This is a genomic window from Micromonospora sp. NPDC005161 (genome assembly GCF_053599855.1).
This window is the reverse complement of the sequence record NZ_JBSFYQ010000054.1, coordinates 1-26643: the sequence shown is the minus strand read 5'-3', so window position 1 is coordinate 26643 and position 26643 is coordinate 1. Positions and strand designations below refer to the sequence as shown.

Below are 26643 nucleotides of genomic sequence, written 5' to 3'. Positions count from 1 at the left end.
GCTTACGCCACCAGCTCCTCGCTGAGGGTCCATAGACGCGCGGCCGCCTCGGGGTCGCGGGCCAGGGAGCTCGGCTCGATCTGCTTGCCGCGGAAGAAGTAGCCTCCGGTGACCTCGGCCGCCTCTGGGGCGCTGGCCAGGTGGACCGGGGTGGCCGCGCCGGTCTGGACGGTACCCATGAAGGGCTTGGCGGCCGCGACGAGGAGCTTCGCGACGCCGCGGACCTCGCGGCCCAACTGGGTGCGGATGAGGCCCGGGTGCAGGCAGTTGGCGACCACGCCGGTGCCGGTCAGGCGCTTGGCCAGCTCGGCTGTGAACAGGACGTTCGCCAGTTTCGACAGCGGGTAGCTCGGCTCGCCGTGGGCCAGTTCGTCCCAGGGAATCTGCTTGGCCGAGCGATGCACATTGGACGAAACCGTGATCACGCGGGCCGGCGCGCTGCCTACCAGCCGTTCCCGCAGCAGGCTGGTCAGCAGGAACGGCGCCAGATGGTTGACGGCGAACATGGTCTCGTAGCCGTCGACCGTGAACTGCTGCTTGAGCATGATCACACCGGCGTTGTTGTCGAGCACGTCGAGCCGGTGATACTTCTCCAGCACCTCGGCGGCCAGCCGGCGCACTTCGGCCAGGCTCGACATGTCGGCCGTCAGGAGGTCCACCTCGGCGCTGGGCGCCCGATGCCGGATCTCCTTGACCGCCGCTCGCCCTCGCTCGACGTCGCGCCCGACGACGACCACGGTGGCCCCAGCTCGGCCAGCCGGGCCGCCGTCTCCCGGCCAATCCCGCTGGTTCCGCCGGTCACCAGACACACCTTGCCGGACATTGTGGTCATCGACCCTCCCGGATGTACTTGCCGCAGCGCCATTCTCTCCACGGCGACGCCTCGGGTACCAGGTGTGGCTCGACGCCGTCAGCAGACGTGCCCAAGACACACGAGCGCGACGAGCAATCCCTCCGTCGAGCGAACGCGTCTGCCCTCGTACACGTGGCAAACGCCTGAAGACGTGCCAGCCTTCAGGTATCTCTGATTTCCGTGCCCGGCGCACTCATTTGCCGCGATTCGCGCGCTACGCAGCGTCACGCCGAGTTGGCCCGGTTGCCGTCCGGACATGCCGAGATGCGTGCAGCCGATCAAGGTCCGGCGGGTCGGTGCCGTCCGCGGCGGCGTCAGGGGATGAGCCGGTCGAGCAGTTCGAACCGTTCGTACGGCTGGTTGTAGTCGCCGAAGTGCCCGTCGTCGCGCACGATCTGGGTGCCGCCGAGTCGCTCGAACATGGCGCGTCCCTGTCGGTCGTCGCAGCCGTACGGATCCTTGCGGGAGTTGATGTAGTAGATGTCCCGCACGTGCGACCGGATTGCGGCCCAGTCGTAGCCCTGCTGGAGGACCGGTTCCTCCTCCGTGTTGGGCCGGGTGCAGTAGCCGGCAACCAGGATTGCCTGGGCGACGGTTACGTCCATATGCTCCAGGAGCGCGAGCAGGAGGGCCGCGCCGCCGGAATGGCCCACGAGGACCGTGTCCTCGTCGAAGCTGTGCCCGTTCAGCACCTTCGGTAGGAACGTAGCGATCGGCTCGACGTTGATGCCCGGGTGATGCGGCACCTCGACGGCGTATCCCCGGGCCGCGAGCCGCCCTGCCAGCCAGGGATACCAGCATATGTCCGGGTTGCCGCCGGTCCCGTGGAAGATGATCGCTCTGCGCCCCATCATGCCCCCTTCGGATCGACGTCTTGATCAAACCACGTGATCCGCACGAGCGGCTCTCGGCGTGCTGACGCAAGTCAGGCGGAGTCGAGTCGCCCTCATGTGCCACCGATCGCGCGCGTTGGCTGCGGTGCCGACTTGGTCCCCGCCGATTGGGCGCGCACATCTAGCCGCGTTCCGCTCGGCCGTACGGAAGGTCATTCCGCTGCGCCCCGGCCGCGGCACTCAAGTCGGGCGCGGATGTCTCGGTCACCGTGCGCTTGGACGCCAAGGTCAAGACCGCGATCTCCTCGATCCCCGAGGACGCCTGGACCACGATCGAGTACACCGACGCCGACTACGACGAACAGACCAGTCGTTTCTCCCGCTCGATGTCACATCCGCGGCCCGGCCGGTGTCTCCATGGCATGACGACCTACCAACCGGTCGACACAGCCACCGACACAGGAGGAGACATGGAGCACACGACCCGCATCCCCCCGGCCGAGATTACCGGCGTCAAGGGAGCGCTGATCAAGCGGATGATCGAGAAGAAACTGGGCAAGGTGCCGACGGCGGTGGGCGTCTACTGGCACAACCCCAAGGTGCTGTTCGCCAGCTTCGGCCTCGGCGGCAAGCTGCAGAAGTGGGACGCCTGCGACGAGGGCCTGAAGTCGTTCGCCCACATGGCGGTCGCGTCGCTAGTCGGCTGCACGTGGTGCCTGGACTTCAACTACTTCGAGACCCGCAACAAGGGGCTCGACGTGGAGAAGGCGCGCGAGATCCCGCGGTGGCGGGAGGCGGACGTCTTCACCCCGCTGGAGCGGGACGTCCTGGAGTACGCCGAGGCGATGAGCCAGACACCGCCGACCGTGACCGACGAGCTGGTGGACCGGCTGCACGCCGAGCTGGGACCTCCCGCCGTGGTCGAGCTCACCTCGGTGATCGCATTCGCGAACATGAGCACGCGTGGCAACGTGGCGCTCGGCATCGAGTCCGACGGGTTCGCCGCCACGTGCGGCTTAAAGCCGCTGGCCGAGCGACCGGGAGTAGCGTCCGCGTCATGAGCGAGGACCCCTTTGTCGCCCACCGCAGCCTGCTGTTCACCGTCGCCTACGAGATGCTCGGCTCGGTCGCCGACGCCGAGGACGTGGTGCAGGAGACCTGGCTGCGGTGGGCAGCCTTGGTCGACGCCGAGCGCTGCGAGGTCCGGGACCCCCGGGCGTACCTCGTGCGGATCGTGACCCGGCTCTGCCTCAACCGGCTGCGCACGCTCGCGCGGCAGCGCGAGGAGTACGTGGGCGAGTGGCTGCCCGAGCCCGTGCTGACCAGCCCGGACGTCGCCGAGGACGTCGAGCTTGCGGAGAGCGTGTCGATCGCCATGCTGGCGGTACTCGAGACGCTGCTACCGACGGAGCGCGCGGTCTTCGTGCTCCGCGAGGTCTTCGACGTTGCCCTTGCCGAAAACCTCATCCGCACAGGTCAGGCGGCATGCTGGTACTCGTGGAGGATGCCGCCGAGCCGATCACGTCGGCGTATGTCGAGACGGGTGATCTTGTCTGGGTCGGCGATCGGCGCGGGTAGCGAGCGGAGCGGACGGGCGTTCGCGATGCCCTGGTGAGGCCGGTGCCCGTTGTAGAACTGTTCGAACGCGCGCAGGGCGTGCAGCAGGTGGCGCTGATTCCAGATCAAGGTCCTGTCGAGGAGCTCTTGCCTGCAGCTCTGCACCCACCGCTCCATGATCGAATTCATCCTTGGCATCCGGACGCCGCTGAGCACGACCTCCATCCCCGAGTCGTTGAGGACGGCGTCGAACAGCTCCGGGAACTTGCCGTCCCGGTCCCGGATCAGGAACCGCGCCACACAGTCGGCGTCCTCAAGGTCCATGACGAGGTTCTTCGCGGCCTGCACCACCCAGGCCGCTGTCGGGTGTGCGGTAGCGCCCAGGACCCGGATCCGGCGACTGCCGTGCTCAATCACCGCGAAAACGTACATCCGCGCCCCGGACAGGGTGACCGTCTCGAGAAAGTCGCACGCCAGCAGGGCGTCGGCCTGGGAACGCAGGAAGTCGGCCCAGGTACTGCAGGTGCGCTCGGGTGCCGGGTCGATGCCTGCCTCCTTCAGGATCTCCCACACCGTGGAGGCGGCCACCTTCACCCCTAGGACCAGAAGCTCGCCGTGGATCCTGCGATACCCCAGCTGGGGTTCTCCCGCGCCAGGCGCAAGGCCAGGGCGCGGACGGAGCGCACGGTCCGCGGCCGGCCCGGGCGTTTCGGCCGGGAGCCGGCGGCTTGCCGACGGGCGACCAGGTCGCGCTGCCAGCGCAGCACCGTATCCGGACGGACCAGCAGCCGCAGCCGACGCAGCACGCCCTTCGGCAGGCGGTGCAGCAGCGCCGCGAGAAAGATCCGGTCGCTCGGGGTGAACCGCGCTCTCTCCATGCCCAGTTGACGCTGCAGGACAGCGAGTTGGTGACGCAGGGCAAGGATCTCCGCATCCTTCTCCCGATCACTCATCGGCAGCAAGCGCAGCACCGCGAACGCGTTCGACACGGTCAGGAAGGCGAGTCGCAGCAGCACGGTCGATCATCATGCCGCGGCGATCACCAAGCGCGCGAGGCCACAGCAGCTATAGCCAACCTCCCTGACCCCGCACACCAGCTTTCACCAGGGCGGATGAGGTTCTCGGCAAGGGCAAGGTCAACAGGGATTGCACCTCGGCTGATGTCCTCATCTGGCCGCAAGCTGCAGTTCGTCCTGAATGACGATCATGGACTCCCGGTCGACGTCGCCCCTCGGACACCAATCATTACCCCACGGTGTGCGCTGAGATCTACTTCAGCGCGCACCGTTTGCGTTTTGGTCTGGTAGGTGAGCCGGCGGCCCAGCTGTCGGTAGACCTCGGCTTTGTCGTCGGGGTCGGCGTCGCGCAACACGGTGGCGATGTCGCCGAGCGCTCGGACCAAGTCGGCGATCTGGGAGGGCGGCCCGGAGCTGCGCGGGCTTGTGTCACAGGCCGCGACAGTGGCCCGGGCTGCGGCCGCAACTGGCGTGAGTTGATCCACGGGCTGGGCGTCGGCCAGGGCGTGGTCGTTTGTTCGAGATGGTCCAGGGCGAACGCGGATGCCAGCCACGCGTCGAGCGGGTCGGTGAGGGCGTCCTCGCGGAGGTAGCAGCCGCTGCCGCTTGTCGTCACGTAGCCCGGAGCGGGCAGACGTCCAGCAGCGCCGGTCATGCTGTCCGCAACCGGACGACGAACCGGCACCCCTCGATCGTGTTGTGCACGTCGACCTTGCCACCGTGCGCCTCGACCAGCCCGTGCACGATCGCCAGGCCGAGTCCGCCGGCGCCGCCTGGGCTCTGCCCGGGGGAGCGAGCCGGCTCGCCGCGGAATGCCACGTCGAATAGTCGGGGCAGGTCGCTGGGGGAAATCCCGCCGCAGGTGTCGGCCACGGACAGCCACGCGGCATTCCGGTCATGCCCCGCCTCGATCCGCACGGTGCCGTCGTCCGGTGTGTAGCGCACGGCGTTGAGCAGCAGGTTGGCCACCACCCGCGCCAGTTCCGGCTCACTGGCTGCCACGGTGGGCCAGCCGGCTTCGGGGGCGACCAGACGGATGCGACGGGCGTCCGCCAGCGGCGCGGCGGCAGCCAGCGCGTCCGACACCACGTCCCTGAGGGGCACCGCTGCCAGCGACAGCCGCAACGCCCCCGCGTTGATCCGGGAGAGCTCGAACAGGTCATCGACGAGTCTCGTCATCCGGTCGGTCTCCACGCCGATCCGCCGGTGATACTCGGCAACCGTCGCCGGGTCCCGTACCACCTGGTCCTCCAGCGCCTCCGCCATTGCCCGCAGGCCGGCAAGTGGCGTACGCAGGTCGTGGGACACCCAGGCGACGAGGTCACGGCGGCCCTTTTCCAGTTGCCGTTCCCGGGCGCGAGCCTGGCCCGCCCAGACCGCCGCGCGCGCCAGCCGATGCCCGAAGTGCCCGCCGATGCCGAGGCTGACGACGGCGGCTGCGGCGACCGTGATCAGCACGACCTCGAGGTCGTGCCGGGACAGGAACATCGCCTTGGCGACGGCGGCGACGCCGCCCACGACAGCGAGCACGGTGACAGTGAGTAGTACGCAGAGGTGCACGGTGATCGAGCTGCGGCGCAGTAGCCGTAGCAGCAGCCCTCCGGCGAGGCCGACGACGAGTGCCGCGCCGAGGGCGAGCGCGAAGATCAGCGCAAGATCACGCATCGGTCGGCTCGTACCGGTAGCCAACGCCCCAGACCGTCACGATCCGCCGCGGGTTGGACGGGTCGCTCTCGATTTTTTCCCGCAGCCGTCGGACGTGCACGGTGACGGTCGACTGGTCGCCGAAGTTCCAGCCCCACACCTGCTCCAGCAGGTCGACGCGGGCGAACGCCTGCCTCGGGTGCCGCATCAGATGCGCGAGCAGGTCGAACTCGCGCAGCGTCAGGGACAGCTCCGTCGCACCCAACTGCGCCACCCGGGGACCGATCCGCACCACCAACCCGCCGTCGGTCAACACCTCCGACGGGCGCTCGGAGCGCGGCACGCCGCCGGTACGGCGCAGCACCGAGCGCACCCGAAGCACGAGTTCGCGCGGCGAGAACGGCTTGGTGAGGTAGTCGTCGGCGCCGAGTTCCAGGCCGAGGACCCGGTCGGTCTCGTCGTTACGCGCAGTCAGCATGATGATCGGTACGCCTTCCGGAGCGGACCGCAGCTCGCGGCAGACCTCCAGACCATTCACCGTTGGCAGCATCAGGTCGAGTACGACCAGATGCGGCGCCCGACGAGCGATGGCGGTGAGTGCGGCGGCGCCGTCACCCACGTGGCTGACCTCGTAGCCCGCGTGTTCGAGATAGCGGCAGACCACGTCGCTGACGGTCCGGTCGTCATCGACCACGAGCACCCGTTGCGTCATCGGCCGCTCCCAGATGCTCCCGGCCGCCTGCTGGTGTCCATCGCGGCCCAGCCTAATCAGCGGTTGGGGCGATGCCGACCGGCGAAGTCCTTGCGAGATGGTTACGGCTGGCCCCGTGGGCAGAGTGCTCTCCGGGCCCGTCGAACGCGCGGGCGGCTCAGCGGTGCGTCGTCGGCGGGGACGGCGACACGGTGAGCTCGGCGAACCAACGCCCACGGTGCTCGACGATCTCCCGCACGGACAGGCCGGCCCGGGAGGCGACGTGCTGGGCGGCCCGGGTGTCGAGCCGGGCCCAGCGGAACGCCGGGCCGAGGACCGAACGGCCCGGACGATGTGGTGCGGCGATCCGGGCGAGCCCCTGCCACAGCCCGGAGCCCGGCGGATCGAGTTCGACCAGCACCGTGCCGGCCGGGTCGAGCAGGGCGCGGCAGCGGCGGAGCAGCGCGACCGGGTCACCGCCGATGCCGACGTTCCCGTCGAGCAGGACGGCATGGGCCCATCGGCCCTCACCGGGCAGCGGGTCGAACAGGTCGCGGTGGATCGCCACGGCTCCTCGGGTCCGTGCGTTGGCGACCGCGTAGGCGCAGACGTCGACCCCGACCGCGGTGATCCCGGCGCGGGCGAGCGCCAGCGTGAACCGGCCCGGGCCGCACCCGAGATCGAGCGTCGGGCCGGTGCAGCGGGCCAACACCTCGGCTGTCGCCGGTTCGGCCGGCCCGTGCCAGCGACGAACCGGCAGCCGGCTGCGTGTGCCGTCCCCGTACACGAGCCAGTGGTCGTCCGTGTCCCGGGCGCGCAGCGTGGAGGCGAAACCGCCGCCGTTCGCGGAGACGGTGGAGATGGAACTCATCGGAGCCCGCCGGAATCCAAGGTGCGGTGGACAGCCGTGACCTGCCGCGCGAAGCGGCCACCGGCGATCGCTGCGGCCACCGCCAGCGCATCGGGCCACTCGTCCACGTCACGCAGCACCGGCAGCGGCACGGGCCGCAGTCCGCGTCGCACCAGCGCGGCCCGGGTACGCCGGCCGGTGTCAGGCGTGGACATCGGCACGGTCCGGAGCACGGACGCGTGTCGGGGGTCGCGTAGCCCCAACGCCCACCAACCGCCATCGGCCGCCTCGGCCAGGACCGCCTCCACGCTGGCGAGCTGGCGCACGGCGGCGGCCAGCCGATGTGCCGTGACCTGTGGGGTGTCCATGCCGATCTGGAGCACCGGTCGATCCGGAAAGGCCGCTGCCACGTCCGCGTGGGCGTTGGCCAGCCGCTCTCCCAACCCGGTCCCGCGCTGCGGGAGCACGGTCCAACCGGCGGTCGTCGCGGTCAGCCCGACGGCGTCCTCGCCGTCGGCCAGTCGGCCCGCGCACGCGAGCACCGGGGTCACCCCGGGGGTGGCGCAGACCGCGTCCAGGGTGTCCCGCAGCGCCCCGGCGGCGATCCGGGCCGCCTGCAGCGGAGTGGCGGGCGGGCAGAGTCGGGTCTTGACCGCACCCGGCACCGGCGCCTTGGCCACCACCAGCAGAACCGCGTTCGTGCCGTCCGAACTGCCGTCGGGGGGCGCGGAGCCGGGATCGCCGGCGGAGATCAACGGTTCACGTCCACGGTGCGCAGCACGGCCGCGAAGTCGCGGGTGGCGCGCAACGTGCCGCGTACCGAGCCGGAGACCTTCGACCGGGTGCTGGCGGCGCGGGCCGCGTACGTCACGTCGATCTCGCGGATGCGCCAGCCGGCCGCGGCCGCTCGGATCAGTAGTTCCAGCGGATAGCCGAACGCCCGATCGGCGACGCCCAGGGCGAGTAGCCCCTCGCGGCGGCCCACCCGGATCGGGCTCAGGTCGCGCAGGGGTATGCCCTGGTGCCGTAGGAGCGCCGCGACCAGGGCCGTACCGGCCCGTGCGTGCCACGGCCACACTCCGGCAGAGACGGGCCGGCGGCGACCGACCGCCAGGTCCGCCGTTCCGGTCGCGACCGGCGCGACCAGGGCGGGCAGTTCGGCCGGGTCGAAGGAGCCGTCGGCGTCGAGCACACAGACCAGCTCCGTCCCGGCGGCCTCCAGCCCGGTGTGAACGGCCGCGCCGTAGCCCCGGCGAGGTTCGTGTACCACCTGTGCGCCGTGCTGGGTGGCGACCTCCGGCGAACCGTCCCGAGACCCGTTGTCCACCACGATCGCCCGGTAGCCGGGCGGTAGCGCGGCGAGCACCCGGGGGAGTGCGGCGGCCTCGTCCAGGCACGGCAACACGACGTCGATCGGGGTCGGCGCGGCAGCGTCGCGGTCGAACTGAGTTGGCATATCGGCGACGCTAGAACCTCTGCAGGCCGGCCGGGACCGGAAATTGATTACCGAACCCTTACTGCCGGAGCGGGTCTTACCGAACGGTGACGACCTCGCGGTTCGGCTGCCGCCGGGCCGGTTGTGGCCGTACCGTCCGATCGTCATGGACCGCGGTTCCGCTCTCGCCCCCGCCCCCGAACGGGCTCCCCTCCGCCGCCGACCCGCCGACCTTGTGCTGCTGGGCGTCGAGGCGGCGCTGCTCGTCGCCGCGGTGCTCCTCGGCCTGCTGCTCAACCAGCGTGGGGTGGGCCTGCACGCCAGCGCGGCCCCGCTGTACGCGACCTGGCAGCCGCACATTGGCTGGGGCACCCCGATCGCGGTGCTGGTCGCCGCCGGTGTGATCGCTGCGGGACCGCGCTGGGCCAGGACGGCCCGGTGGGGCGTCCTGCTGGCCGTGGCCTGGCTCGGTGCGGTCGCCTGGACACTGTCGCTCGCCCTGGTGGACGGCTGGTCGGACGGCCTGACCCGCAGGCTGACCGCGCAGGCGGAATACCTGCACGAGGTGCCTCGGGTCACCGACATTCCATCGACGTTGGTCAGCTTCAGTGGCCGGATCCTCGACTTCCAGCCGGAGTCCTGGTCCACCCACACCGCCGGCCACCCGCCCGGCGCGCTGCTGCTCTTCGTCTGGCTCGAACGGGTGGGTCTGGGTGGCGGTACGGCCGCCGGACTGGCCTGCGTCCTGGTCGGAGCGACGGTGGCCGTGTCGGTACCCGTGACGTTGCGAGCGCTCGGCGCCGCCGACGCCGCGCGGGCCGTCGTGCCGTTCCTGGTGCTGCTGCCGGGTGCGGTCTGGATGGGCGCCTCCGCGGACGGGATCTTCGCCGGGGCGGTCGCGGCAGGCTTGGCTCTGCTGGTGGTACGGGGACCGCTCGCGGCGGCGGCCGGCGGCCTGCTGCTCGGTTTCGCGCTCTATTTGTCGTACGGTTTCGTGCTGGTCGGGCTGCTCGCGCTGGCCGTGATCGCGCTGCGACCGGCGCGCCGAATGGGCGCACTGTTCGCCGCGCTCGCCGGGGTTGCCGCGGTGGTGCTCGCGTTCACGGCCGCCGGCTTCTACTGGTGGGTGGGGTACCGGCTGGTGGTCGAGCGCTACTACCAGGGCTGGGCGGCCGAGCGCCCGTACGCCTACTGGGTCTGGGCGAATCTCGCGGCGCTGCTGCTCTCGACCGGCCCGGTGCTCGGGCCGGCGTTACGCCGGGCGGTGCTCGCCGCCGTCGCCGCGGTGCGCGCCCAGCTGGCCCCCGGGCATCGCGATCCGCGGGACCTCGCCTCGGCGGCATGCGCGGCCAGTCCAGCGGCGCTGCTTCCGCTGGTCGCCGCGCTGACCGTCGTCGGCGCGGATCTGTCCGGGCTCAGCAAGGCCGAGGTCGAGCGGATCTGGCTGCCGTTCACGGTCTGGCTGCTGGTGGCCGCGGCTCTGATGCCGGAGAAGACCCGTCGCCGGTGGTTGATAGGGCAGGCGGCGACCGCACTGGCGGTCAACCACCTGCTGTGGACCGTCTCGTGACCCGGCCTCGGCGGATCAGCCGCTGAGGGCGGCCGGCTCACGCAGCGGATCGGTGGCGAACGCGGTGATCCCCTCGGTGAAGCGCACCCGCGCGCTGTAGCCCAGCAACGCTGCCGCCCGCTGCGGGTCGGCCATCACGTGCCGCACGTCGGCCGCACGGGCGCCCCCGACCACCACGGGCGCCGGCCCGTCCATCGCCGACGCGAGCGCCGTGGCCAACTCGCCGACGGTGTGCGGCTCGCCGGAGCAGATGTTCACCGGCACCAGAGCATCGGGGGCCGGGGTGGCGAGAGCGAGCACGTTCGCCCGGGCTACGTCGGTGACGTGGACGAAGTCGCGCCGCTGCCGGCCGTCCTCGAGCACCCGGGGTGGCAGCCCGGTGGCCAGCGCGGAGCGGAAGATCGAAGCCACACCGGCGTACGGTGTGTCGCGCGGCATCCGGGGGCCGTAGACGTTGTGGTAGCGCAGCGCCCAGACCTCGCCGCCGATCTGCCGGGCCCACGCCGCGGCCAGATGTTCCTGGGCCAGCTTGCTGGCCGCGTACGTGCTGCGTGGCTCCAGCGGCGCGTCCTCAGGCACTAGCAGCGGGGTGAGCGGCTCGGCGCAGCGCGGGCAGGTCGGGTCGTACCGACCGTCCGCGACATCCACGGCCCGGCGGGACGCGGGGCGAACGACACCGTGCTCGGCGCAGGCGTACCGCCCCTCGCCGTACACCACCATGGAACTGGCCAGGACCAGCCGGCGCACCCCGCTCCGGTACATCGCGGCGAGCAGCACGGCGGTGCCGAAGTCGTTGTGGCTGACATAGTCGGGGCCGTCGGACGGGTCGAGACCGTGCCCGACCATGGCCGCCTGGTGGCAGACCGCGTCCACGCCGGTCAGCAGCCGTTCGAGGAGCGCCGCGTCGCGTACGTCGCCCCGTATCACGTCGTGCCGGACGGACCAGTCGGGCAGTTCTCCCCGGTGCGCCTGCGGCAGCAGCGCGTCCAGCGCGACCACCTCGTGGCCCTCGGTCGCGAGCAGATCCGCGACCTGCGATCCGATGAACCCGGCCGCGCCGGTGACGAGTACGCGCATCCTGGTCACGCTAGGCCAACCGGTCCCCCGGGCGGGGTGCTTCCGGCCGCACGTCAGGACTCCGTAACAACCGGGTGCCCGGGTCACGCTTTCCGCGTCGGACCATCCCAGCCGGTAAGTGTTCCGTAAGGCGCGAATACGACCGAGTGGCGGCTGCATCTCCTAGCCTGCATCCCTAGGGGCGGCACGCGGACGTCCGCGTCACGGACGCCGCTCCAGCTCGACCGGGATGCGTTCCCCGAGGTGGCGAGGGAGAAAACCAGTGCCAGCCCGCACTCCCCGACGTTCCGGCCCCGAGGACCCTGGGCAGCCGGATGACGGACGCCGGCCCGGCCCGGCGGGCTCGCCCGGCGTCGCCTTCCCGGACCGGCTGTGGCGGGCGCTGGAGCAGCACCCGGCACCGGGCACCCGAGCCGTCCGGCGGGCATGGCGTAGCCCGCTGCGCGGCCCCTGGCTCACGTCCGTCTTCGGCGTAGTGCTGCTCGTCTCGCTCCCCGTGGTGATCATCACCGGGCTGCTCGACTATGCCGCCTACGGGCCGCAGTTCGGGCAAGCCTTTCCCCACGACGTGGGCTGGCTGCGGCTACCGCCGTTCGACTGGCCGACCCGCCCGTCCTGGCTGTTCCGTCTCACCCAGGGCCTGCACGTCGGCCTCGGCATCGTCCTGATCCCAGTGGTGCTCGCCAAGCTCTGGTCGGTGGTCCCCAAGTTGTTCGACTGGCCACCCGCCCGCTCGGCGGCCCAGGTGTTGGAGCGACTGTCCCTGCTGCTCCTGGTGGGCGGGATCCTTTTCCAGATCGCCACCGGCCTGCTCAACATGCAGTACTCGTACCTCTTCGGCTTCGACTTCTACACCGCGCACTATTTCGGTGCGTGGGTGTTCACCGTCGCGCTCGTCTCGCACGTCGCTCTGAAGCTGCCCCGGCTGGTCTCCGCGCTGCGGTCCCGCCCGGTCCGAGACGTCCTGCACACCTCCCGCGCCGCGACCCGGCCCGAACCGGCCGACCCTGACGGGCTGGTGCCCGCCCTTCCCGGACAGGCCACGTTGAGCCGGCGCGGCGCGGTAGCCCTGGTCGGCGGCGGCTCGCTGCTGCTGGCGGTGCTGACGGTCGGGCAGACTCTCGACGGCCCGCTTCGCCGCGCCGCCCTTCTGCTGCCGCGCGGACGGAATCCCGGTGCGGGACCGAACGGTTTTCAGATCAACCGCACCGCCGCGGCGGCCGGCATCCGACCGGCGGACACCGGCCCGGAGTGGCAGCTGATGCTCACCGGGGTCGGTCGCACCGTCCAACTCGATCGCGCCGCCCTGTTGGCGATGGGCCAGCACACCGCCCGGCTGCCAATCGCCTGCGTCGAGGGCTGGTCGACTCTACAGACCTGGACCGGGGTACGGCTTCGCGACCTGGCCGTCCTCGCCGGCGTGACCGAACCCGCCTCGGCGCACGTCCAGTCGCTGGAATCCGCGGGCCTGTTCCGGCAGGCGACGCTGCAGTCCAACCAGGTTCTCGACCCCGATTCGCTGCTCGCGCTCCGGGTCAACGGCGCCGATCTGTCCGTCGACCACGGATATCCGGCGCGGGTCATCGTCCCGGCACTGCCCGGTGTTCACTGCACGAAGTGGGTGGCCCGAGTCGAGTTCCGGAGCCGCGGCGATGAGTGAGGCCGTCGCACGCCTACGAACCGGCTACGGCGCGGGTCTGAGGCACGCGCTGTTCATGATCTTGTGTCTCGCCGTCGCCGGCTGGGTCGTGCTGCGGCTGGCAGGAGAGGCGACGGCCGGCCGCATGCTGCTGTGGTTCGTGGGCGCGGTCGTGTCCCACGACCTGATCCTTTTCCCGAGCTACGCGACCGTGGACCGCGCACTGCGTAGGGCGGCCCGCGGCGGAGGCCGCGAGGTTGGACCGGCGCGAAGCAGCCTGCTGAACCACGTCCGAATACCGGCGCTCGCCGCCGGGGTGCTCTTCCTGGTCTTCCTTCCCGGAATCCTCGGCCTGAGCGAGGACACCTACCGGGCCGCGACCGGCCAGGACCGGTTTCCGTACCTCGCCCGCTGGCTGGCGATCAGCGGCGGGCTGTTCCTGATCAGCGCGACGGTGTGGGTGATCAGGTGGGCCCGGTGGCGGCAACGCTCCGGGCCGCCGGGTGCATTGGGGCCAGGGTGACCTGGCGGTCTCGGCATCCGTCACCACCGGCGTCACGCCGCACTACAACAGCCGTCCTACCCGCAGGCAGAACAGAGAAAGGTTGGCGGTGGAACCGTTCGCCGAAATCGCGGTCATCGGGGGCTCCGGGCTCTACGCCCTGCTCGATGGGGCCGTCGAGCACACAGTCTCCACCCCGTACGGGCCGCCCTCCGATCCTATCACGGTGGCCGAGGTGTCCGGCCGCTCGGTGGCGTTCCTGCCGCGGCACGGGCGGGACCACCGGCTTCCGCCGCAGCGGATCCCCTACCGAGCCAATCTCTGGGCGCTGCGCTCGATCGGTGTACGCCAGATTCTCGCCCCGTGCGCGGTCGGCAGCCTCCGGCCCGACCTCGGACCGGGCACGCTCGTCGTGCCCGACCAGCTGATCGATTGCACCAGCGGCCGCATCCAGACCTACTACGACGAAGGCGCGGTACACGTCTCCTTCGCCGACCCGTACTGTCCCGCCGGGCGCACGTCGGTGCTGACGGCGGCGCGGCGGCACGACATGGCCGCGCACGACGGAGGCACGATGGTCGTCGTGGAGGGGCCGCGCTTCTCCACCCGGGCGGAATCCCAGTGGTACGCCGGCCTCGGCGGTTCGATCATCAACATGACCGGGCACCCGGAAGCGGTTCTCGCTCGGGAGTTGGCGCTGTGTTACAGCGCGATCGCGCTGGTCACCGACTTTGACGCCGGGGTCGCTGGCGGCGACGCCGTGACCCAGGAGGAGGTGTTCCGGGTCTTCGGCGAGAACACGGCCCGGCTGCGTACCCTGCTGCTCTCCGTTGCCGAACGGCTGCCCGAGCAGCGGGACTGCCTCTGCCTCCGCGCACTTGACGGCATCACGCTCCCATTCCCGCTGCCCGACCCGCAGATCCGGAACCTCGCCACGGCTGCGGGGTCGTGCCGGGGTTCCGGCCGGCCGTGACAGCCGGCCCCGGCGTTGACATTGCCGGCGGCAGCCGTGTCCGCGCCTGACGCCCTCGGCGGCATACCGAGCCAGCCAATTGTCGATCGTCTGCCGCGACACCCCATACCGGGCGGCGACCTCAGTCTTCGGAGTGCCGCCCAGGCACTTCATCACCGCGTGAATTCGCTGCTCCATGACGCTCAACCCCGCGAGTCAACCAACGAGGGTGGAGGCGCTCAGCAGGCCAATGACGCCGGTCCGGTCCTGAACAGTCATTCTCCCTACACCTCTCGTTAGGCTGGCATGTCTATGTTCCGTTGGCCGGGGGCCCACCCGGACCAGCGCAGACCAACCGGAAGCTGAGCACCATGAACGCGATTCTCGTCAAGATAGTCGTTGAGATCCTCGCCGCCGCGGCAGCGGCGCTTATTGCGACACTCGCCCAACGCTGGCTGCGCGCGATCTGACGCTCGACCGTGAGCGCGGGTGATTCGCGGCGGATTGCAGCGGCACGAGGGGTAACCAGGCTCACCGGTGACCGGCTCGACGGAATCGGACCGCTGATCGCCCCGGCACGCGACTTCCGCTGACGCTTCGAAGGGGTTTGTGGACGACCGGCTCAGCCGGCCATGCTCGCGAGCGCGGCACCGGCGCTGCCGAGCAGCCCGATCAGCACGATCCGTCGGAACACCACGGGGTCGATGCGGTGGAACAGTCGGTTTCCCAGCCACCAGCCCAGCGGCACCGCGGGGAGCGCCACGAGGGAGATCCGCACCACATCGGCGTGTATCTGACCGGCCAGCAGGAACCCCGTCAGCCCTATCAGACTGGTGCCCGAGAAGGTCGCCGCCAGGGTGGCCCGGAAGGTGCGCGGGTCGTAGCCGAGCGACTGGAACGCGGCGACCAGCGGCGGCCCGTTCGTCCCGGTGGCGGCGGTTAGCACCCCGACGAGGATGCCGATGGCCCCGAGACCGATCCGTCCGGTGCGGATCCGTGCCCTGGACCAGACCAGTGCGGCGCAGCCGAGCACCACGACCGCGATCAGCGCGCTCAACAGCCGCTCCGGAGCGAGCGCGAGAACCAGCAGGCCGGCCGGCAGGCCGAGCAGGGCGGTGGCGGTGAGTGCCGCCGCGACCCGCCACCGGGCGTGGGCGCGTTCCCGGATGGCCGCGGTGACGGTCAGCCCGACGCCGGTCAGCGCCGACACCACCACGGCGGCGCGCGGGTCGACGGCGGCGGTCAGCAACGGCACGGTCACCAGCGCGTACCCGAAGCCGCTGACCGCCTGGGCGAAGGCGCCGAGCAGCACGATGCCGAACGCGCTGAGCAGGATCACCACCTGCTGAGACTGACGCACCGGACGGCGGGCGGACAACCGGCCGGCCCGGAGATCCCCGACACACGACCAGCGGCCGGCAATGCTCATGAGTCTGCCGTTCAGGCCGGACGGCGGCATCGCGGGGTCCCTACTACGCGGGGAACAGCCGCACCCGGTTACACCTGTGCGGGCTGAGTAGCCACGCGAGTATTCAAGGCGGTGCACCGGCCGAGACACCCCCGCATTTGTAGCGGAGGAGCAGGTCGGGCGGCTGCGTCGGTGCCTGGGGTCAAGGAGTCACGGGTTGACGTCCATAGGAGCATCGAGATTGCTGTGGGACGTACGTCCCCCATCGTCCCCTACGAGGAGAGCGTCGATCTCCAGCCGATCGACGCGTACCGAACGGAGCTGCAGGTGTCGTACGGCCGCGCGGCGGACCACCAGGCGCCCGATTGCCATCGCACCGACGGCGACGGAACCCAGGGCCAGCGCGCCGACGGCCAGGGCGCCGAGACTGACGACGCCGACCGCCGATGCACCCCCGGCAGCCGCGCCGGTGGCGGCGGCGCCAGCGCGCCGGTGCCAACGCGGGACCGGCGAACCGCAGCGCCCACATGTCGTCATGACCTCATCATGGGCCACGGCGACCAGGTCAGTTGGTACTTCTCCGCCGCTAGCCGCCGCGGAGGCCGCCAGGTCCCCGACCGGCAGCTACGGCGCGTCGCCCCGCACGGACCGGTCGGCGGCGCGACGGAGGCGGTCGTGCCGGGAGGGTTCCTCGCGGGAGGGCATCCGCTGCCGGACGGGGTCCACCGGCCGGGCCGGGACGCGCGGGGCCTGCCCGCTCTCCGTCAGCAGGTCCTCCGTCTCCTGGACCAGGTAGTGCGGCCGGCATTTGGTCTCGTAGTAGATCCGGCCGATGTACTCCCCGACGACGCCGAGGATCATCATCTGGATCCCGCCGAGACCGATCACGCTGACGATGATGGTGGTGTAGCCGGGGACGTCGATGCCCTTCTCCACGGCGTCGGCGACCACCCAGATCATGTATCCCAGCGCGATCAGGGTGAGGAACAGGCCGCCGTAGATGGCCAGTCGCAGCGGCCGGTTGTTGAACGACAGGAGACCGTCGAACCCGTAGTTGAAGAGCTTGCCGAACGTCCACCGACTCCGACCGGCCCGACGTGTCTCGTTGCGGTGCGCGACCACGACCGTCCGGAACCCGATCCAGGAGAACAGTCCCTTGGAGAACCGGTTGTACTCGGGCATGGCCAGCACGGCGTCCACCGCGAGCCGGGACAGCAGCCGGAAGTCGCCCGCGCCGTCCAGCAGCCGTACGTCGATCCACCAGTTGACCATCCGGTAGAAGGACCGCGAGGCGAGCATCCGCAGGAACCGGTCACCATGCCGGTCCCGGCGGGCGATCACCTGGTCGAACCCCTGGCGGTACAGCGCCACCATGTCGGGCAGCAGTCGCGGCGGGTGCTGCAGGTCGGCGTCCATGATGACCACGGCGTCCCCGGTGGCGCGCTCCAGGCCGGCCAGCATCGCCGCCTCCTTGCCGAAGTTCCGGCTCAGCGACGTGTACCGCACCGACGGGTCGCCGGCGGCCAGCCGGCGCAGCGCCACGAGGGTGCCGTCCGCGCTTCCGTCGTCGACGTAGACCACCTCGACATCGACGTCGGACAGCTCGGCCAGCGCGGCGGTCACCGCCCGGTGCAGCCCTTCCACCGACGCTTCCTCGTTGAAGCAGGGCACCACTACCGACAGCCGCACGTCGTCACCCCGCCCGGCCCGTAACCGGGGAGCCGTCACCCGAGGTGGTAGACCAGCACACCATCGAGCTCCTCCCGCGTGATGCCCAGTCCGTCGACCGGCCGGGCCGCCATGCCCTCCCACGGCGTCCCGACGGCCCGGTCGGGCATGACCACGACCGACCGGATCCCGATGCCGCGCAGGTAGGCCACGCTGCCGGAATCGGGGAAGGAAGCCGCCGCCGCCCTGGTCTGCGCCAATGTGGCGGGCTCGAAGCCGGCCAGCCCGTTCGCCACCCGGGGGAACCCGTCCGTCGTCCACAGCATGTAGTGCAGATCGTTCGTGCCGCCGATCGGCAGCAGCAGGACGGGCTCCTGCGCCACCCGCATCGCGGCCGGTGGCCGCGGCACCACCAGGTGCGGCGTGCGGTTGACCCCCTCCAAGCCGACCAGGGCCAGCGGTATCACCAGAACCGCCGGCGCCAGCAGCCGCGTGCGCCTCCGGGTGGGGGACCGTCCCACCGACTCGGCGACCGCCGTCACCAGCCCGGCCGCCAGCACCGCCAGCAGCAGGCTGGTCCAGTGCATCATCCGGCCCGGCGTCCGCAGCGCGTCCCAGCCGGGCAGGTGCCGGGACAGCGTGAGGTAGCCGGGGTCACCATCGCCACCCAGCGTCGCGCCGAGGCCCAGCAGCACCGTTCCGAGGACGCCCAGCCCCAACGCGACCCGGTACCGGACCGGATACACCGAGACGAACAGCCCCGCCATGGCCATCCCGATCAGGGCCATCCCGGGCAGCAACGCCATCTCCGGGGGCCAGGACAGCTGTTCCCGGGCCGCCGCGTGCGGTTCACCCCACAACCAGGAGTCCGCCGGGGCGGTGACGAAGCCGATCAGCGGCGGCGAGAACATCTCCGTCCAGTCCAGGGACCGCACGGCCTGCGGATTGAGGTCGGCGACCCGCAGGTAGACCAGCCCCAGGAGCAGCGTCACCGCGCCGAAGACGAGCCCACCGGCCAGGTCGGCCAGCAGCAACCGGCGGCCGAACGGGACTCTCGCCCGCTGCCGCCACCACGACCAGCCGTAGCAGACGAAGGCCACCAGCACCGCGGCGAGCAGGAAGTAGACCAGTGGCAGCCCGATGCCGAAGCCCAGGCTGACCTGCCAGGCGGCGACGATCCACCCGGCCAACGCCCACCCGGGTCGGCGTCGCTCCGGCCGGTACCCGTGCCGCAACGACCAGCCATGCCCGCGTGCCAGCATCGCCAGGGACAACGCGATCCCACCGCTGGAGAGGATGTTCAGGTGACCCGCGTGCGCCAGCCGCCACGGCCCGTACGCCCACGCGAGCCCGGCGACCGCGCCGCCCCACCGGCCCGCCCCGAGCTGCCGGACCAACGCGTACGCCCCGACGAACGCCAACGCGTGTACCAGCACGTACATGACGTTGTAGTGGACCAGGGCGGTCTCGAAGCCCGAGCCGAGCGCGCCAATCGGGGCGTATCCGAGGAGGGTGTCGCTGTAGGCGAACGTGTACCTCTCCGGGTAGAAGGTGTTCGAGTGCCAGAGGTCGAGGGGCTGGCTCACCAGGGAGTGGCCCGACCAGGCGATCTGCCACGCCTGCAACGTCGGGTCGCCGAGGTCGCCGGGCACCGTGCTCGCCGGATGCCGCATCGTGGGCCAGGTCAGCACCACCGCGAGCAGCAGGCCACCGACCACCGCGCCGGTCCATTCGTGGCGTAACCAGCGCCACCGGGCCCAGCGGTCAGGGGCCGGGGCGGCGGGGGCCGGGCTGTGGCCGTCGCTCGCGGCGACCGGCGGGCCGTCGGCGGCTCGGGTAGACACAAATATGCATGATCCTCGATGCTGGTCGCGTTGTCGACGGGCGGCCCGAAGCGTGGACTCGCCGAATGATCATCCGGAATTGGTGATCCGGGCGATGACAACGGCTTCGCGGACCGCGTGGGCCTTCAAGGGGTTTCTTGGGCGCGTTCCCAGTCAGCGCCACGGCTCTTCTGGAGTGTCGGTTCGCCGGTTGTGGTGGTCCAACAGCCTGGACAGCAGCTCGGTCAACCGCTGTCGCTCCTCGGGCGACAGCGGAGCCAGCAGTTTGTCCTGGGTTTCGGCCAACTGTTTCTCCAGTCGCCGTAGATGCCGCTTGCCTGCAGCGGTCAGTGAGATGATGTTGCGCCGCCGATCGGAGGGGTCCGCAGCGCGCTCGACCAGTTTGTGGTCGGCGAGCTCGTTGATCGTCGCGACCATGTCGCTGAGGTGGATGCCGCTACGGCGGCCCAGCGCGGCCTGGCTGGCCGGGCCGAACTCCTCCAGCGTTGCCAGCAGGCGGTAGTGGTAGCCGCGGGCACCGACGGACGAGAACCCCTCGGCCACCAGGCGGTGCGCGTGGTTGGCGGTCTGGGTGAGCAGCCAGCTGGGCAGGCTCTCCCACTTTGCGGGCGTCTGCTCGGCTGGGTGGTCCATGTGACAAGTCTAACGAGTCGTTGGAAGCACTAATGATCGTGATACCGTTCAGCCAACAAACGTTAGGCGCACGAACGTTCAGACGCTGAATGAGATCCCCTGGAGTCAAGGCTATGATCAAGCCGTTCCGCATCGACATCCCTCAGGCCGACCTCGACGACCTGGCCGACCGGCTCTCCCGCACCCGTTGGCCCAATGAGGTCGCCGACGCCGGGTGGGACTACGGCTTCCCGCTGGCGCGGCTCAGGGAACTGGCCGAATACTGGCGCACCGGCTACGACTGGCGCGAGCACGAGGCCAAGCTCAACGAGCTTCCGCACTTCACCACCGAGATCGACGGCCAGAACATCCACTTCGTCCACGTCCGGTCTTCGAAACCGGATGCGCTCGCACTGATCCTCACCCACGGCTGGCCCGGTTCGTTCCTGGAGTTCCTCGACGTGATCGAGCCGCTGTCGCGCGACTTCCACCTGGTGATTCCGTCCATCCCCGGTTACGGCTTCTCCGGACCGACCCATGAGCGCGGCTGGGACGCCGTCCGGGTCTCGCGGGCCTGGGCTGAGCTAATGCGCCGCCTGGGGTACGAGCGCTATGGCGCGCAGGGTGGCGACTTCGGCTCGGGCATCTCAACGGCGCTCGGCGCGGTGGCACCCGAGCGCGTCGTCGGGGTGCACGTCAACTACCTGCCGACCCGGCCGGTCCCCGACGCCGACATTGAGCTGTCCGAGACGGATGAAGCTCGGCTGAACAAGGTCAGGCAGCTCATGGCGAATCGCCCGCCGTACCAGGCTCTGCAGGTGCTCACCCCGCAGACCATCGGCTACGCGCTGACCGACTCACCGGTCGGCCAGCTGGTCTGGATCGCCGAGCGATTCGCACAGTGGACCGATCCCGCCACGCCGGTCAGCGACGATCGGATGCTCACCGACATCTCGCTGTACTGGCTGACCGCGACCGCGGCCTCCTCGGGCCGGTTCCACCACGACGCCCCGCGGGGAGTCCAGCAGCCGTGCCGGGTGCCGGTCGGCGTGGCGGTGTTCGCGCACGACATCACGCTGTCGGTGCGACCGCTGGCCGAGCGGCTGTACGACATCAGGCACTGGTCGGAGTTCGACCGTGGCGGCCACTTCGCCGCGATGGAGGTGCCAGAGCTGCTTGCCGAGGACGTCCGGGATTTCTTCCTCACCCAGATCAAGTGACACGAACGTTCGCTAGTCGAACTACCTGAGGAGGCATCATGACCAGCACCGAAACCCTGATCCGCGCACTCGCCGACCGCGCCGAACTTGCCGACCTGGTCGCCCGCCACAGCTTGTGGATCGACGAGGGTCGCTACGGCGAGACCGACCGGCTCTTCACCGAGGATGTCGTCGTCAAGTCCCCGCGGGGGGAGGCCCGCGGCATCGGGGCGCTCATCGAACTCGTGCGCTCGGGCCACGACACGTACGCCCGCACCCTGCACAGCAAGTCCAACCTCGTCATCGAGGTCGACGGCGAAACCGCCACGGTGCGGGCCCACGACATCGCCGTGTTCGTCGTCGACGACAAGACTGAGGCCATCGCGGCCGGATTCCACCGCTACGGGGCGCGCCGCACCGAGGACGGCTGGCGCTTCGACCACCTCGTGGTCACCCCGGTCGCACTGACCGAAGCCCTCGGCCGGGCCCTCTAGAAGACACTGCTGGCCACGGCTTCCGGGCCTCCCGGGAGTTCGCGGCCAACGGCCGTTCGCCTTCGCCGTCCGCGAAGGAATCGTGGCGGCAGCACCTGGCCGCGGCGTGCGCAGCGCACGCCTTGAGGCGCTCGTGCCGCCTGGTTCCCGACCAGCGAGCGTCTCCACACCCGATCACGACCGCCTTCCAGGTGCCGGCCGGGTCCTTCATGGCATCGCACGGCCCGCCTGAACCGCGGTCAGAATGTGGCGATCGGGTTGACCGGGCTGCCGGACGTACCGGCGAAGCGGACCGGCGCGACTGCGAGGTGGAAGTCCCACTGGCCGAGCTCGGCAGCCGTCGTCGCGCACACCTCCAGGTCGCAGTTGTCGAGCATCCACAGACCCATCGCGACGAGGCTCACGGCGTGAACCGGCATCAACACGTCTTCGTACCCCGACGGCTGAACGTCCTGCGGGGTGTCGGCGCCGATCAGCGCGACCTCCCGTTCATGCAGCCACGGCAGGCAGGACGCGTGCCAGCCGGCCTGCGTGAAACCGCTGGCCTCACCGGCCTCGTGCCGGCCGCGGCCATAGCCGGTCCGCAGGAGTACCGCATCGCCGGGTCGCACCCGCACACCCTGGCGCCGCTCGGCCTCCTCGAGATCGTCGGGAAACACACCCTGCCCCGGTTCCAACCACGGCACGTCGCGGACCGTCGCGATGTCCAGCAGGACACCACGCGTGATGATCCCGTTCGCCGCCGCCGTGACGGCGGCCCAGGCCGATCCCGTTGCGGCGTCGACCAACGAGTGCGACCGCCCGTTGTACATCGTGCCGTCCCAGAAGATGTGGCACGGCGAGTCGACGTGGGTGAGGGTGTTGCCGTGGAACGTGATGCCGAGCCGCTCGGACGAAAACCCCCAGCGCCGGTCGGCGTGGAAGCCGGGCACCGGCATGTTCTCGGCACCCGGCATGTCGGCGGCGCAGGGGCACGTCGTCGTCGAGCGCTCCATGTCTTCCGGTACGGCAACCTCCCATGCGCACGACACGCTCCTGCCGTGGCGCACGGCCCGCGCCGCCGCCAGCCGGACGTCGTCGGTGATGTGGTTCAGAGTGCCGAGCTCGTCGTCGTCGCCCCACCGTCCCCAGTTCGACAGCGAGCGGAAGTACCCGAGCACGTCGTCCTGCGTGGGCATCGGTCGCCCTGCCGTCATCCCAGCATCGACTCCTTCGGTCATGCGGTGCGAGGCGCAGCAGGTAGGGTATCCCGCCTTCTCCTTCGACATGCCAAGGCCCGGTGAGCGGCGGGCCTACCCACACTCGGCCGCAACCGCTGAACCTTCAATAGATCATCGGGTTTTGACGACTGCGGACAGACCCCTGCCGGCGGATCATGCGGTCGGCTCCCCGCGGGCCCGGCCGGCGGCCCATAGTTCGCGCAGGTCGGGGATGTGGTTGTAGAGGGTGCCGGGGCTGACGCCGAGGAGCCGGGCGATGTTCTCGCAGATGGCTAGCGGAGTGCGGCCCTCACGCGGAGGCTCACGAGGCGTCGAGGGCGCGGCCGCCTCGCTTCGGACGGCCGCCGTCCTCTAATCCGGTGGACGGAGTGAGCACTCACTCCGTATGGTCGACCGTATGACTGCTACCCCTGATAGGCGCAGGGCGCCGGGCATGGCCCCCGACCAACGACGCGAGACAATCATCCACGCCGCTCTGCCCTTGGTGGCCGAGCGCGGGGCTGCCGTGACCACTGCGCAGATCGCCCGCGCGGCCGGGATCGGTGAAGCCACCATCTTCCGCGTCTTCGACGACAAGGACGCCGTGCTCGAAGCATGCGTCGCGGCGGCCATGGACCCCACCCACGTCCTGCAACAGCTGAACTCCATCTCGCTGGACCAACCCCTTGCCGACCGACTCGTCGAGGCCATAGAGGCACTCGACGCCCACTTCGACCGCATGGGCACAGTGATCGGCGCCCTGCACGCCTCCGGCAACCCCAACCGCCGCCCCGGGCGCGGCACCACCAACCCCGCCCGGCCGCCGCAGCGATCCACAGACCGTGACGCCGCACAGGCCGCCACGCGCCAGGCGATCCTCGAACTGCTCGAACCCGAGCAACCGCGGCTACGACTTCCGGCCGACACCTTGACCCAGCTATTCCTCGGCCTGTTCTTCGGCAGAGGCCGAAACCTGCACCAGCACCCCGAGATCGACATCCGACAACTTGTCGATCTCTTCCTCCACGGCGCCTACGCGACCGGGCAGACAAAATGACGGCGACATCGGCACGCCGCCAGCTCGGGCGACTTGAACCCTCAGGCCGTTCCGGCGCTCACCGCGACTTCGCCGTTCATGCCGGCTGGGTAGAAGCCACCCGAATCCGCCGGGGTCTGGCTCAAGTACACGATGTTCAAGACGGACTGGGCCGATCGGCCGTAGCACATCCCGTTTTCATCCGTGGGGATGAAATTCGGGTCCGCCGCCGTGCCGACACCCTGGTCGTCATCGGCCGGACCATCAAGACTGTTACGCGCGTCGGAGATCTTTTGTACCGAGTCAAATACTGTGTCGTCGGCGAGTCCGGCGCTGTAAAGCGCGGATCGGACAATCCCCGCGTGGTATGCCTCGGTGGCCAGCAGGCCGGCTGCCGCATCAAGGTACGTTTTGTTCGACAAAAGTGACGCGGATCCCTTGAAGGCCGAAACTCCGACGTCTTCGAAGAGGAACGCCGCAAAGAGGAAGTTAAGGTCGTTCGCGTACGGATCAAAGCTTTCGCCTTGCTTGATTAGACCAGCGGCAGTCGCCGCCGCAGTGAAGCTCGCGTCCAGCGAAATCGCGGGACGAGCAACAGCGGCATTGCCGAGCGCGGCTCGCAAGAAGGCCACGTGCTGCATCTCGTCGGAGGCGATTTCCTTCGCGAACCTCTGCACGAAGTTGCTGCTGAAGTTCACTGATCGTCCGCCGGACACCTCGCCGCGCACCCCGGCGCCGGTAGTCATGTCGTCAGGAAGCCCGGATCCCGTCGTCGCGCGGAGATAGAACTCAGCTTCGAGATATTCGAGATTGAGGGCGAAGTTGAGGATAGCCGCGTCGCTCGGCGAGCCACCACCCGCCGGGTCGGCTTTGCACACCCCCGGATCTACCAAGGCCGCGAGCCTTCGCCGATCCGTTTCGGATTCTGCACTGCGTGACACTGCCTCTGAGATGAACCAGTTGTCCATGCTGCCTCCGTTTTGATGCATCCAGGTCCCCTGGCTGTCCGCGCCGGCCGACCTGAGTGGAAGGGATGACACTCACGCTAGTTGCGCGGACGAACCTCAGGATTTGTTTGCCGAAAGGCGGTACGGGATGAATCAAACTTCGACTACGCTCCGCGCGGTGGACCGTCCGCCGGTCGCCGCCCGCGCAGTCGCCAAGGTGCGCCGGGTGCTGCGGGGTTCGCGGCGTCCGGATGCTCCGCGTCGGCGGTGCTCGCCCGCCGGGCTTGCTGTCCTCTTTTTCGGCCCCCTAACCGTGGGTGCCGGTGACCGCGGGTGTGCGCTGGTCATACGGCACTTTCAAGGTCGAGCAGGCGCGTTTGGCGACGGGGTCGCCGCGGTAGCTCCCTATCGTGCCGACGGACCGGACGACGCGATGGCAGGGAACGACGATCGGGATGGGGTTGGTGGCGCAGGCGGTACCGACGGCGCGGACGGCTTGGGATTGCCGGCGGCCAGCGAGCCATAGCTGGCGATGCGGCCGTAACCGATGTCGGTGGTCAGATGGTGCAGCACGGTGCGGCGGAATCCGCGCGACAGGACGGCTGCCAGCCTGTTCCGATGACAGGGCCGAGCATCAACTCACTCGGGAGGCGCCGTCGTGGGCATGGCACCCTCGGCGAGCTTGAGTCGCGTCCAGATGTTCATGTTGATCACAACGGCCACGATCTCCAGGATCTCGTCCTCCGTGAAGTGCGTGATCATCCTGTCGTGTGCCTCCTGGACCCGGTTGTTGACGGTGGCGTCGGCGGCTCGGGTCAACGCCTCGGCGTAGGCCAGCGCGGCTCGCTCCTGCTCGGTGAACAGGTGCGTCTCCCACCACGCGGTGAGGGTCTCGACCTTGGACGGCGGGATGTCGGCGGTGCGGGCAGCGGCGTGGTGCACCAGAAGGCAGTAGCTGCAATTGTTGATCTGTGCGACGCGTAACCGCAGAAGCTGCGCCAGGGCCTGTTCCACCTGGAGCGTGGCGGTGTGGCCGAAAGCCGCGGCCCCGGCGTTTGCCAGAGCCATGAGTTGCTCGTTCGACGTGGCGTTCAGTCGGACGTTCTGGATCCTGGTGTCCAAGAGATGACCTCCTGTAGGTCACAACGACAACACCAGTGGTGGGGACGTCCACGTCGGTGGACAGCCGTATCGGGATTCCCAGCAGCCTTGATAGGCGGGCGTAGGTCGTGTACCGCGTCTTTCAGGTGCGCAAGCGTGGCGATCGCGACGGTGTCGATTCCGGGTCCGGTGTAAGTAGGCGTCTGAGATGAACCACATGGCCGCCAGGGCCGGCAGCGCGCTGGCGGTGATCCAGAGGCCCGGTCAGCGGGCGATCCGGTCGAGGAGCCTGGTCACCCTGCCCGTGAGGCAGGTGACGGGCATGCCGACATGCCGTCACCGGAGAGAGCCTGCACCCATCCGGCTGACTCCTCGTCCAGGCCGACCACCTCGGCCCCGTGTCCGGCGCGCGGACCCGGGGGGGCCCGGCCCGCGGGGGGAGGGCGGGGGCCCCCGGGGGGGGGTAGCCCCCGGGGGGGGGGGGGGGGCGGTGTTAACCGTGGGGGTTGTGTTGTG

26 protein-coding genes and 4 pseudogenes are annotated in these 26643 nt (G+C 70.1%); 10 read left to right on the top strand and 20 right to left on the bottom strand.

What is annotated here, in order from left to right; all coding sequences use genetic code 11:
- Positions 1-2: 2 nt before the first annotated feature.
- The gene (locus ACWD5O_RS32630; RefSeq protein ID WP_450087656.1) at positions 3-809 is read right to left on the bottom strand and encodes an SDR family oxidoreductase; all 807 of its coding nucleotides are present in this window, start codon (positions 807-809) and stop codon (positions 3-5) included.
- Positions 810-1167: 358 nt separating this feature from the next.
- Positions 1168-1704, bottom strand: coding sequence for an alpha/beta fold hydrolase (locus ACWD5O_RS32625; protein ID WP_354968205.1), 537 nt, complete (start codon positions 1702-1704; stop codon positions 1168-1170).
- Positions 1705-1916: 212 nt separating this feature from the next.
- On the opposite strand from ACWD5O_RS32625, the pseudogene ACWD5O_RS32620 reads away from it, so the two are divergent.
- From ACWD5O_RS32620 to ACWD5O_RS32610, 3 genes and pseudogenes are all read left to right on the top strand, one after another.
- Positions 1917-2096 (top strand): annotated as a pseudogene (locus ACWD5O_RS32620) (IS1380 family transposase); the annotation flags it as partial.
- A gap of 60 nt (positions 2097-2156) precedes the next feature.
- A complete protein-coding gene (locus ACWD5O_RS32615) occupies positions 2157-2747 on the top strand; it encodes a carboxymuconolactone decarboxylase family protein (protein ID WP_354968204.1) in 591 nt (196 codons plus the stop codon).
- The gene (locus ACWD5O_RS32610) at positions 2744-3301 is read left to right on the top strand and encodes a sigma-70 family RNA polymerase sigma factor (RefSeq protein WP_387329975.1); all 558 of its coding nucleotides are present in this window, start codon (positions 2744-2746) and stop codon (positions 3299-3301) included. Before ACWD5O_RS32615 ends, ACWD5O_RS32610 begins: the two co-directional genes overlap by 4 nt.
- A 32-nt stretch (positions 3302-3333) precedes the next feature.
- Here ACWD5O_RS32610 and ACWD5O_RS32605 read toward each other — a convergent pair.
- From ACWD5O_RS32605 to ACWD5O_RS32575, 7 genes and pseudogenes are all read right to left on the bottom strand, one after another.
- A pseudogene (locus tag ACWD5O_RS32605) lies at positions 3334-3420 on the bottom strand (integrase); the annotation flags it as partial.
- A gap of 419 nt (positions 3421-3839) precedes the next feature.
- Positions 3840-4259: a hypothetical protein gene (locus ACWD5O_RS32600; RefSeq protein WP_354968202.1), complete on the bottom strand. Its 420-nt coding sequence runs from the start codon at positions 4257-4259 to the stop codon at positions 3840-3842.
- Positions 4260-4910: 651 nt separating this feature from the next.
- Positions 4911-5924, bottom strand: coding sequence for a sensor histidine kinase (locus ACWD5O_RS32595; RefSeq protein WP_354968201.1), 1014 nt, complete (start codon positions 5922-5924; stop codon positions 4911-4913).
- A complete protein-coding gene (locus ACWD5O_RS32590; protein WP_354968200.1) occupies positions 5917-6615 on the bottom strand; it encodes a response regulator transcription factor in 699 nt (232 codons plus the stop codon). The genes ACWD5O_RS32595 and ACWD5O_RS32590 overlap by 8 nt, the downstream gene beginning before the upstream one ends.
- Positions 6616-6772: 157 nt before the next feature.
- Positions 6773-7465 (bottom strand): class I SAM-dependent methyltransferase, encoded by a 693-nt coding sequence (locus tag ACWD5O_RS32585; RefSeq protein ID WP_450087651.1) that lies wholly within the window; start codon positions 7463-7465, stop codon positions 6773-6775.
- Entirely contained in the window at positions 7462-8196 is a 735-nt protein-coding gene (locus ACWD5O_RS32580; RefSeq protein WP_450087655.1) for a TIGR04282 family arsenosugar biosynthesis glycosyltransferase, read from the bottom strand. The genes ACWD5O_RS32585 and ACWD5O_RS32580 overlap by 4 nt, the downstream gene beginning before the upstream one ends.
- Positions 8196-8900: a glycosyltransferase family 2 protein gene (locus tag ACWD5O_RS32575; RefSeq protein WP_387329977.1), complete on the bottom strand. Its 705-nt coding sequence runs from the start codon at positions 8898-8900 to the stop codon at positions 8196-8198. Before ACWD5O_RS32575 ends, ACWD5O_RS32580 begins: the two co-directional genes overlap by 1 nt.
- A 145-nt stretch (positions 8901-9045) precedes the next feature.
- Here ACWD5O_RS32575 and ACWD5O_RS32570 point away from each other — a divergent pair, with 145 nt between their 5' ends.
- Positions 9046-10449, top strand: a complete 1404-nt coding sequence (locus tag ACWD5O_RS32570) for a hypothetical protein (protein ID WP_450087650.1) — start codon at positions 9046-9048, stop codon at positions 10447-10449.
- Positions 10450-10464: 15 nt separating this feature from the next.
- Here the strand turns inward: ACWD5O_RS32570 and ACWD5O_RS32565 are convergent, their stop codons facing one another.
- Positions 10465-11526: an NAD-dependent epimerase/dehydratase family protein gene (locus ACWD5O_RS32565; RefSeq protein ID WP_450087649.1), complete on the bottom strand. Its 1062-nt coding sequence runs from the start codon at positions 11524-11526 to the stop codon at positions 10465-10467.
- A 262-nt stretch (positions 11527-11788) separates the two neighbouring features.
- On the opposite strand from ACWD5O_RS32565, the gene ACWD5O_RS32560 reads away from it, so the two are divergent.
- The 3 genes and pseudogenes from ACWD5O_RS32560 to ACWD5O_RS32550 form a co-directional block, all read left to right on the top strand.
- Positions 11789-13186, top strand: a complete 1398-nt coding sequence (locus ACWD5O_RS32560; protein ID WP_450087648.1) for a molybdopterin-dependent oxidoreductase — start codon at positions 11789-11791, stop codon at positions 13184-13186.
- Complete coding sequence (locus ACWD5O_RS32555; protein ID WP_354968195.1) at positions 13179-13688, top strand: hypothetical protein; 510 nt, start codon at positions 13179-13181, stop codon at positions 13686-13688. Before ACWD5O_RS32560 ends, ACWD5O_RS32555 begins: the two co-directional genes overlap by 8 nt.
- A gap of 88 nt (positions 13689-13776) precedes the next feature.
- Positions 13777-14577, top strand: a pseudogene (locus tag ACWD5O_RS32550) (S-methyl-5'-thioadenosine phosphorylase); the annotation flags it as partial.
- A 108-nt stretch (positions 14578-14685) separates the two neighbouring features.
- Here ACWD5O_RS32550 and ACWD5O_RS32545 read toward each other — a convergent pair.
- The 6 genes and pseudogenes from ACWD5O_RS32545 to ACWD5O_RS32520 all read right to left on the bottom strand — a co-directional run.
- Positions 14686-14817: pseudogene (locus tag ACWD5O_RS32545) on the bottom strand (helix-turn-helix domain-containing protein); the annotation flags it as partial.
- 424 nt (positions 14818-15241) lie between these two features.
- Positions 15242-15961 (bottom strand): sulfite exporter TauE/SafE family protein, encoded by a 720-nt coding sequence (locus tag ACWD5O_RS32540; protein ID WP_354968194.1) that lies wholly within the window; start codon positions 15959-15961, stop codon positions 15242-15244.
- A gap of 276 nt (positions 15962-16237) precedes the next feature.
- On the bottom strand, positions 16238-16564 hold the full coding sequence (locus ACWD5O_RS32535) for a hypothetical protein (protein WP_450087647.1): 327 nt from the start codon (positions 16562-16564) through the stop codon (positions 16238-16240).
- A gap of 87 nt (positions 16565-16651) precedes the next feature.
- On the bottom strand, positions 16652-17716 hold the full coding sequence (locus ACWD5O_RS32530) for a glycosyltransferase family 2 protein (protein WP_354968193.1): 1065 nt from the start codon (positions 17714-17716) through the stop codon (positions 16652-16654).
- 35 nt (positions 17717-17751) lie between these two features.
- Positions 17752-19539 (bottom strand): hypothetical protein, encoded by a 1788-nt coding sequence (locus ACWD5O_RS32525; protein ID WP_450087646.1) that lies wholly within the window; start codon positions 19537-19539, stop codon positions 17752-17754.
- 153 nt (positions 19540-19692) lie between these two features.
- Entirely contained in the window at positions 19693-20172 is a 480-nt protein-coding gene (locus ACWD5O_RS32520) for a MarR family winged helix-turn-helix transcriptional regulator (protein ID WP_354968191.1), read from the bottom strand.
- Between the two features lie 113 nt (positions 20173-20285).
- Here ACWD5O_RS32520 and ACWD5O_RS32515 point away from each other — a divergent pair, with 113 nt between their 5' ends.
- A complete protein-coding gene (locus ACWD5O_RS32515) occupies positions 20286-21371 on the top strand; it encodes an epoxide hydrolase family protein (RefSeq protein WP_354968190.1) in 1086 nt (361 codons plus the stop codon).
- Positions 21372-21409: 38 nt separating this feature from the next.
- Positions 21410-21844, top strand: a complete 435-nt coding sequence (locus ACWD5O_RS32510; RefSeq protein WP_354968189.1) for a nuclear transport factor 2 family protein — start codon at positions 21410-21412, stop codon at positions 21842-21844.
- Between the two features lie 239 nt (positions 21845-22083).
- On the opposite strand, the gene ACWD5O_RS32505 is transcribed toward ACWD5O_RS32510, so the two are convergent.
- Complete coding sequence (locus ACWD5O_RS32505; RefSeq protein WP_387329992.1) at positions 22084-23022, bottom strand: cyclase family protein; 939 nt, start codon at positions 23020-23022, stop codon at positions 22084-22086.
- A 475-nt stretch (positions 23023-23497) separates the two neighbouring features.
- Between ACWD5O_RS32505 and ACWD5O_RS32500 the strand changes: the two genes are divergently transcribed.
- Positions 23498-24100 (top strand): TetR/AcrR family transcriptional regulator, encoded by a 603-nt coding sequence (locus ACWD5O_RS32500; protein WP_450087645.1) that lies wholly within the window; start codon positions 23498-23500, stop codon positions 24098-24100.
- A gap of 41 nt (positions 24101-24141) precedes the next feature.
- Here the strand turns inward: ACWD5O_RS32500 and ACWD5O_RS32495 are convergent, their stop codons facing one another.
- The 3 genes from ACWD5O_RS32495 to ACWD5O_RS32485 form a co-directional block, all read right to left on the bottom strand.
- The gene (locus ACWD5O_RS32495; protein ID WP_354968186.1) at positions 24142-25047 is read right to left on the bottom strand and encodes a ferritin-like domain-containing protein; all 906 of its coding nucleotides are present in this window, start codon (positions 25045-25047) and stop codon (positions 24142-24144) included.
- A 286-nt stretch (positions 25048-25333) separates the two neighbouring features.
- Positions 25334-25612, bottom strand: a complete 279-nt coding sequence (locus ACWD5O_RS32490; RefSeq protein ID WP_354968221.1) for a methylated-DNA--[protein]-cysteine S-methyltransferase — start codon at positions 25610-25612, stop codon at positions 25334-25336.
- Positions 25613-25665: 53 nt separating this feature from the next.
- The gene (locus tag ACWD5O_RS32485; protein ID WP_387329998.1) at positions 25666-26094 is read right to left on the bottom strand and encodes a carboxymuconolactone decarboxylase family protein; all 429 of its coding nucleotides are present in this window, start codon (positions 26092-26094) and stop codon (positions 25666-25668) included.
- Positions 26095-26643 lie beyond the last annotated feature (549 nt).

Bases quoted from the DNA above. Each gene is read 5' to 3' on its own strand.
- ACWD5O_RS32625 (WP_354968205.1), bottom strand. From the start codon at position 1,704: ATGGGGCGCAGAGCGATCATCTTCCACGGGACCGGCGGCAACCCGGAC.
- ACWD5O_RS32615 (WP_354968204.1), top strand. From the start codon at position 2,157: ATGGAGCACACGACCCGCATCCCCCCGGCCGAGATTACCGGCGTCAAG.
- ACWD5O_RS32610 (WP_387329975.1), top strand. From the start codon at position 2,744: ATGAGCGAGGACCCCTTTGTCGCCCACCGCAGCCTGCTGTTCACCGTC.
- ACWD5O_RS32595 (WP_354968201.1), bottom strand. From the start codon at position 5,924: ATGCGTGATCTTGCGCTGATCTTCGCGCTCGCCCTCGGCGCGGCACTC.
- ACWD5O_RS32590 (WP_354968200.1), bottom strand. From the start codon at position 6,615: ATGACGCAACGGGTGCTCGTGGTCGATGACGACCGGACCGTCAGCGAC.
- ACWD5O_RS32585 (WP_450087651.1), bottom strand. From the start codon at position 7,465: ATGAGTTCCATCTCCACCGTCTCCGCGAACGGCGGCGGTTTCGCCTCC.
- ACWD5O_RS32575 (WP_387329977.1), bottom strand. From the start codon at position 8,900: ATGCCAACTCAGTTCGACCGCGACGCTGCCGCGCCGACCCCGATCGAC.
- ACWD5O_RS32570 (WP_450087650.1), top strand. From the start codon at position 9,046: ATGGACCGCGGTTCCGCTCTCGCCCCCGCCCCCGAACGGGCTCCCCTC.
- ACWD5O_RS32565 (WP_450087649.1), bottom strand. From the start codon at position 11,526: ATGCGCGTACTCGTCACCGGCGCGGCCGGGTTCATCGGATCGCAGGTC.
- ACWD5O_RS32555 (WP_354968195.1), top strand. From the start codon at position 13,179: ATGAGTGAGGCCGTCGCACGCCTACGAACCGGCTACGGCGCGGGTCTG.
- ACWD5O_RS32535 (WP_450087647.1), bottom strand. From the start codon at position 16,564: ATGACGACATGTGGGCGCTGCGGTTCGCCGGTCCCGCGTTGGCACCGG.
- ACWD5O_RS32520 (WP_354968191.1), bottom strand. From the start codon at position 20,172: ATGGACCACCCAGCCGAGCAGACGCCCGCAAAGTGGGAGAGCCTGCCC.
- ACWD5O_RS32515 (WP_354968190.1), top strand. From the start codon at position 20,286: ATGATCAAGCCGTTCCGCATCGACATCCCTCAGGCCGACCTCGACGAC.
- ACWD5O_RS32510 (WP_354968189.1), top strand. From the start codon at position 21,410: ATGACCAGCACCGAAACCCTGATCCGCGCACTCGCCGACCGCGCCGAA.
- ACWD5O_RS32505 (WP_387329992.1), bottom strand. From the start codon at position 23,022: ATGCCCACGCAGGACGACGTGCTCGGGTACTTCCGCTCGCTGTCGAAC.
- ACWD5O_RS32500 (WP_450087645.1), top strand. From the start codon at position 23,498: ATGGCCCCCGACCAACGACGCGAGACAATCATCCACGCCGCTCTGCCC.
- ACWD5O_RS32495 (WP_354968186.1), bottom strand. From the start codon at position 25,047: ATGGACAACTGGTTCATCTCAGAGGCAGTGTCACGCAGTGCAGAATCC.
- ACWD5O_RS32485 (WP_387329998.1), bottom strand. From the start codon at position 26,094: ATGGCTCTGGCAAACGCCGGGGCCGCGGCTTTCGGCCACACCGCCACG.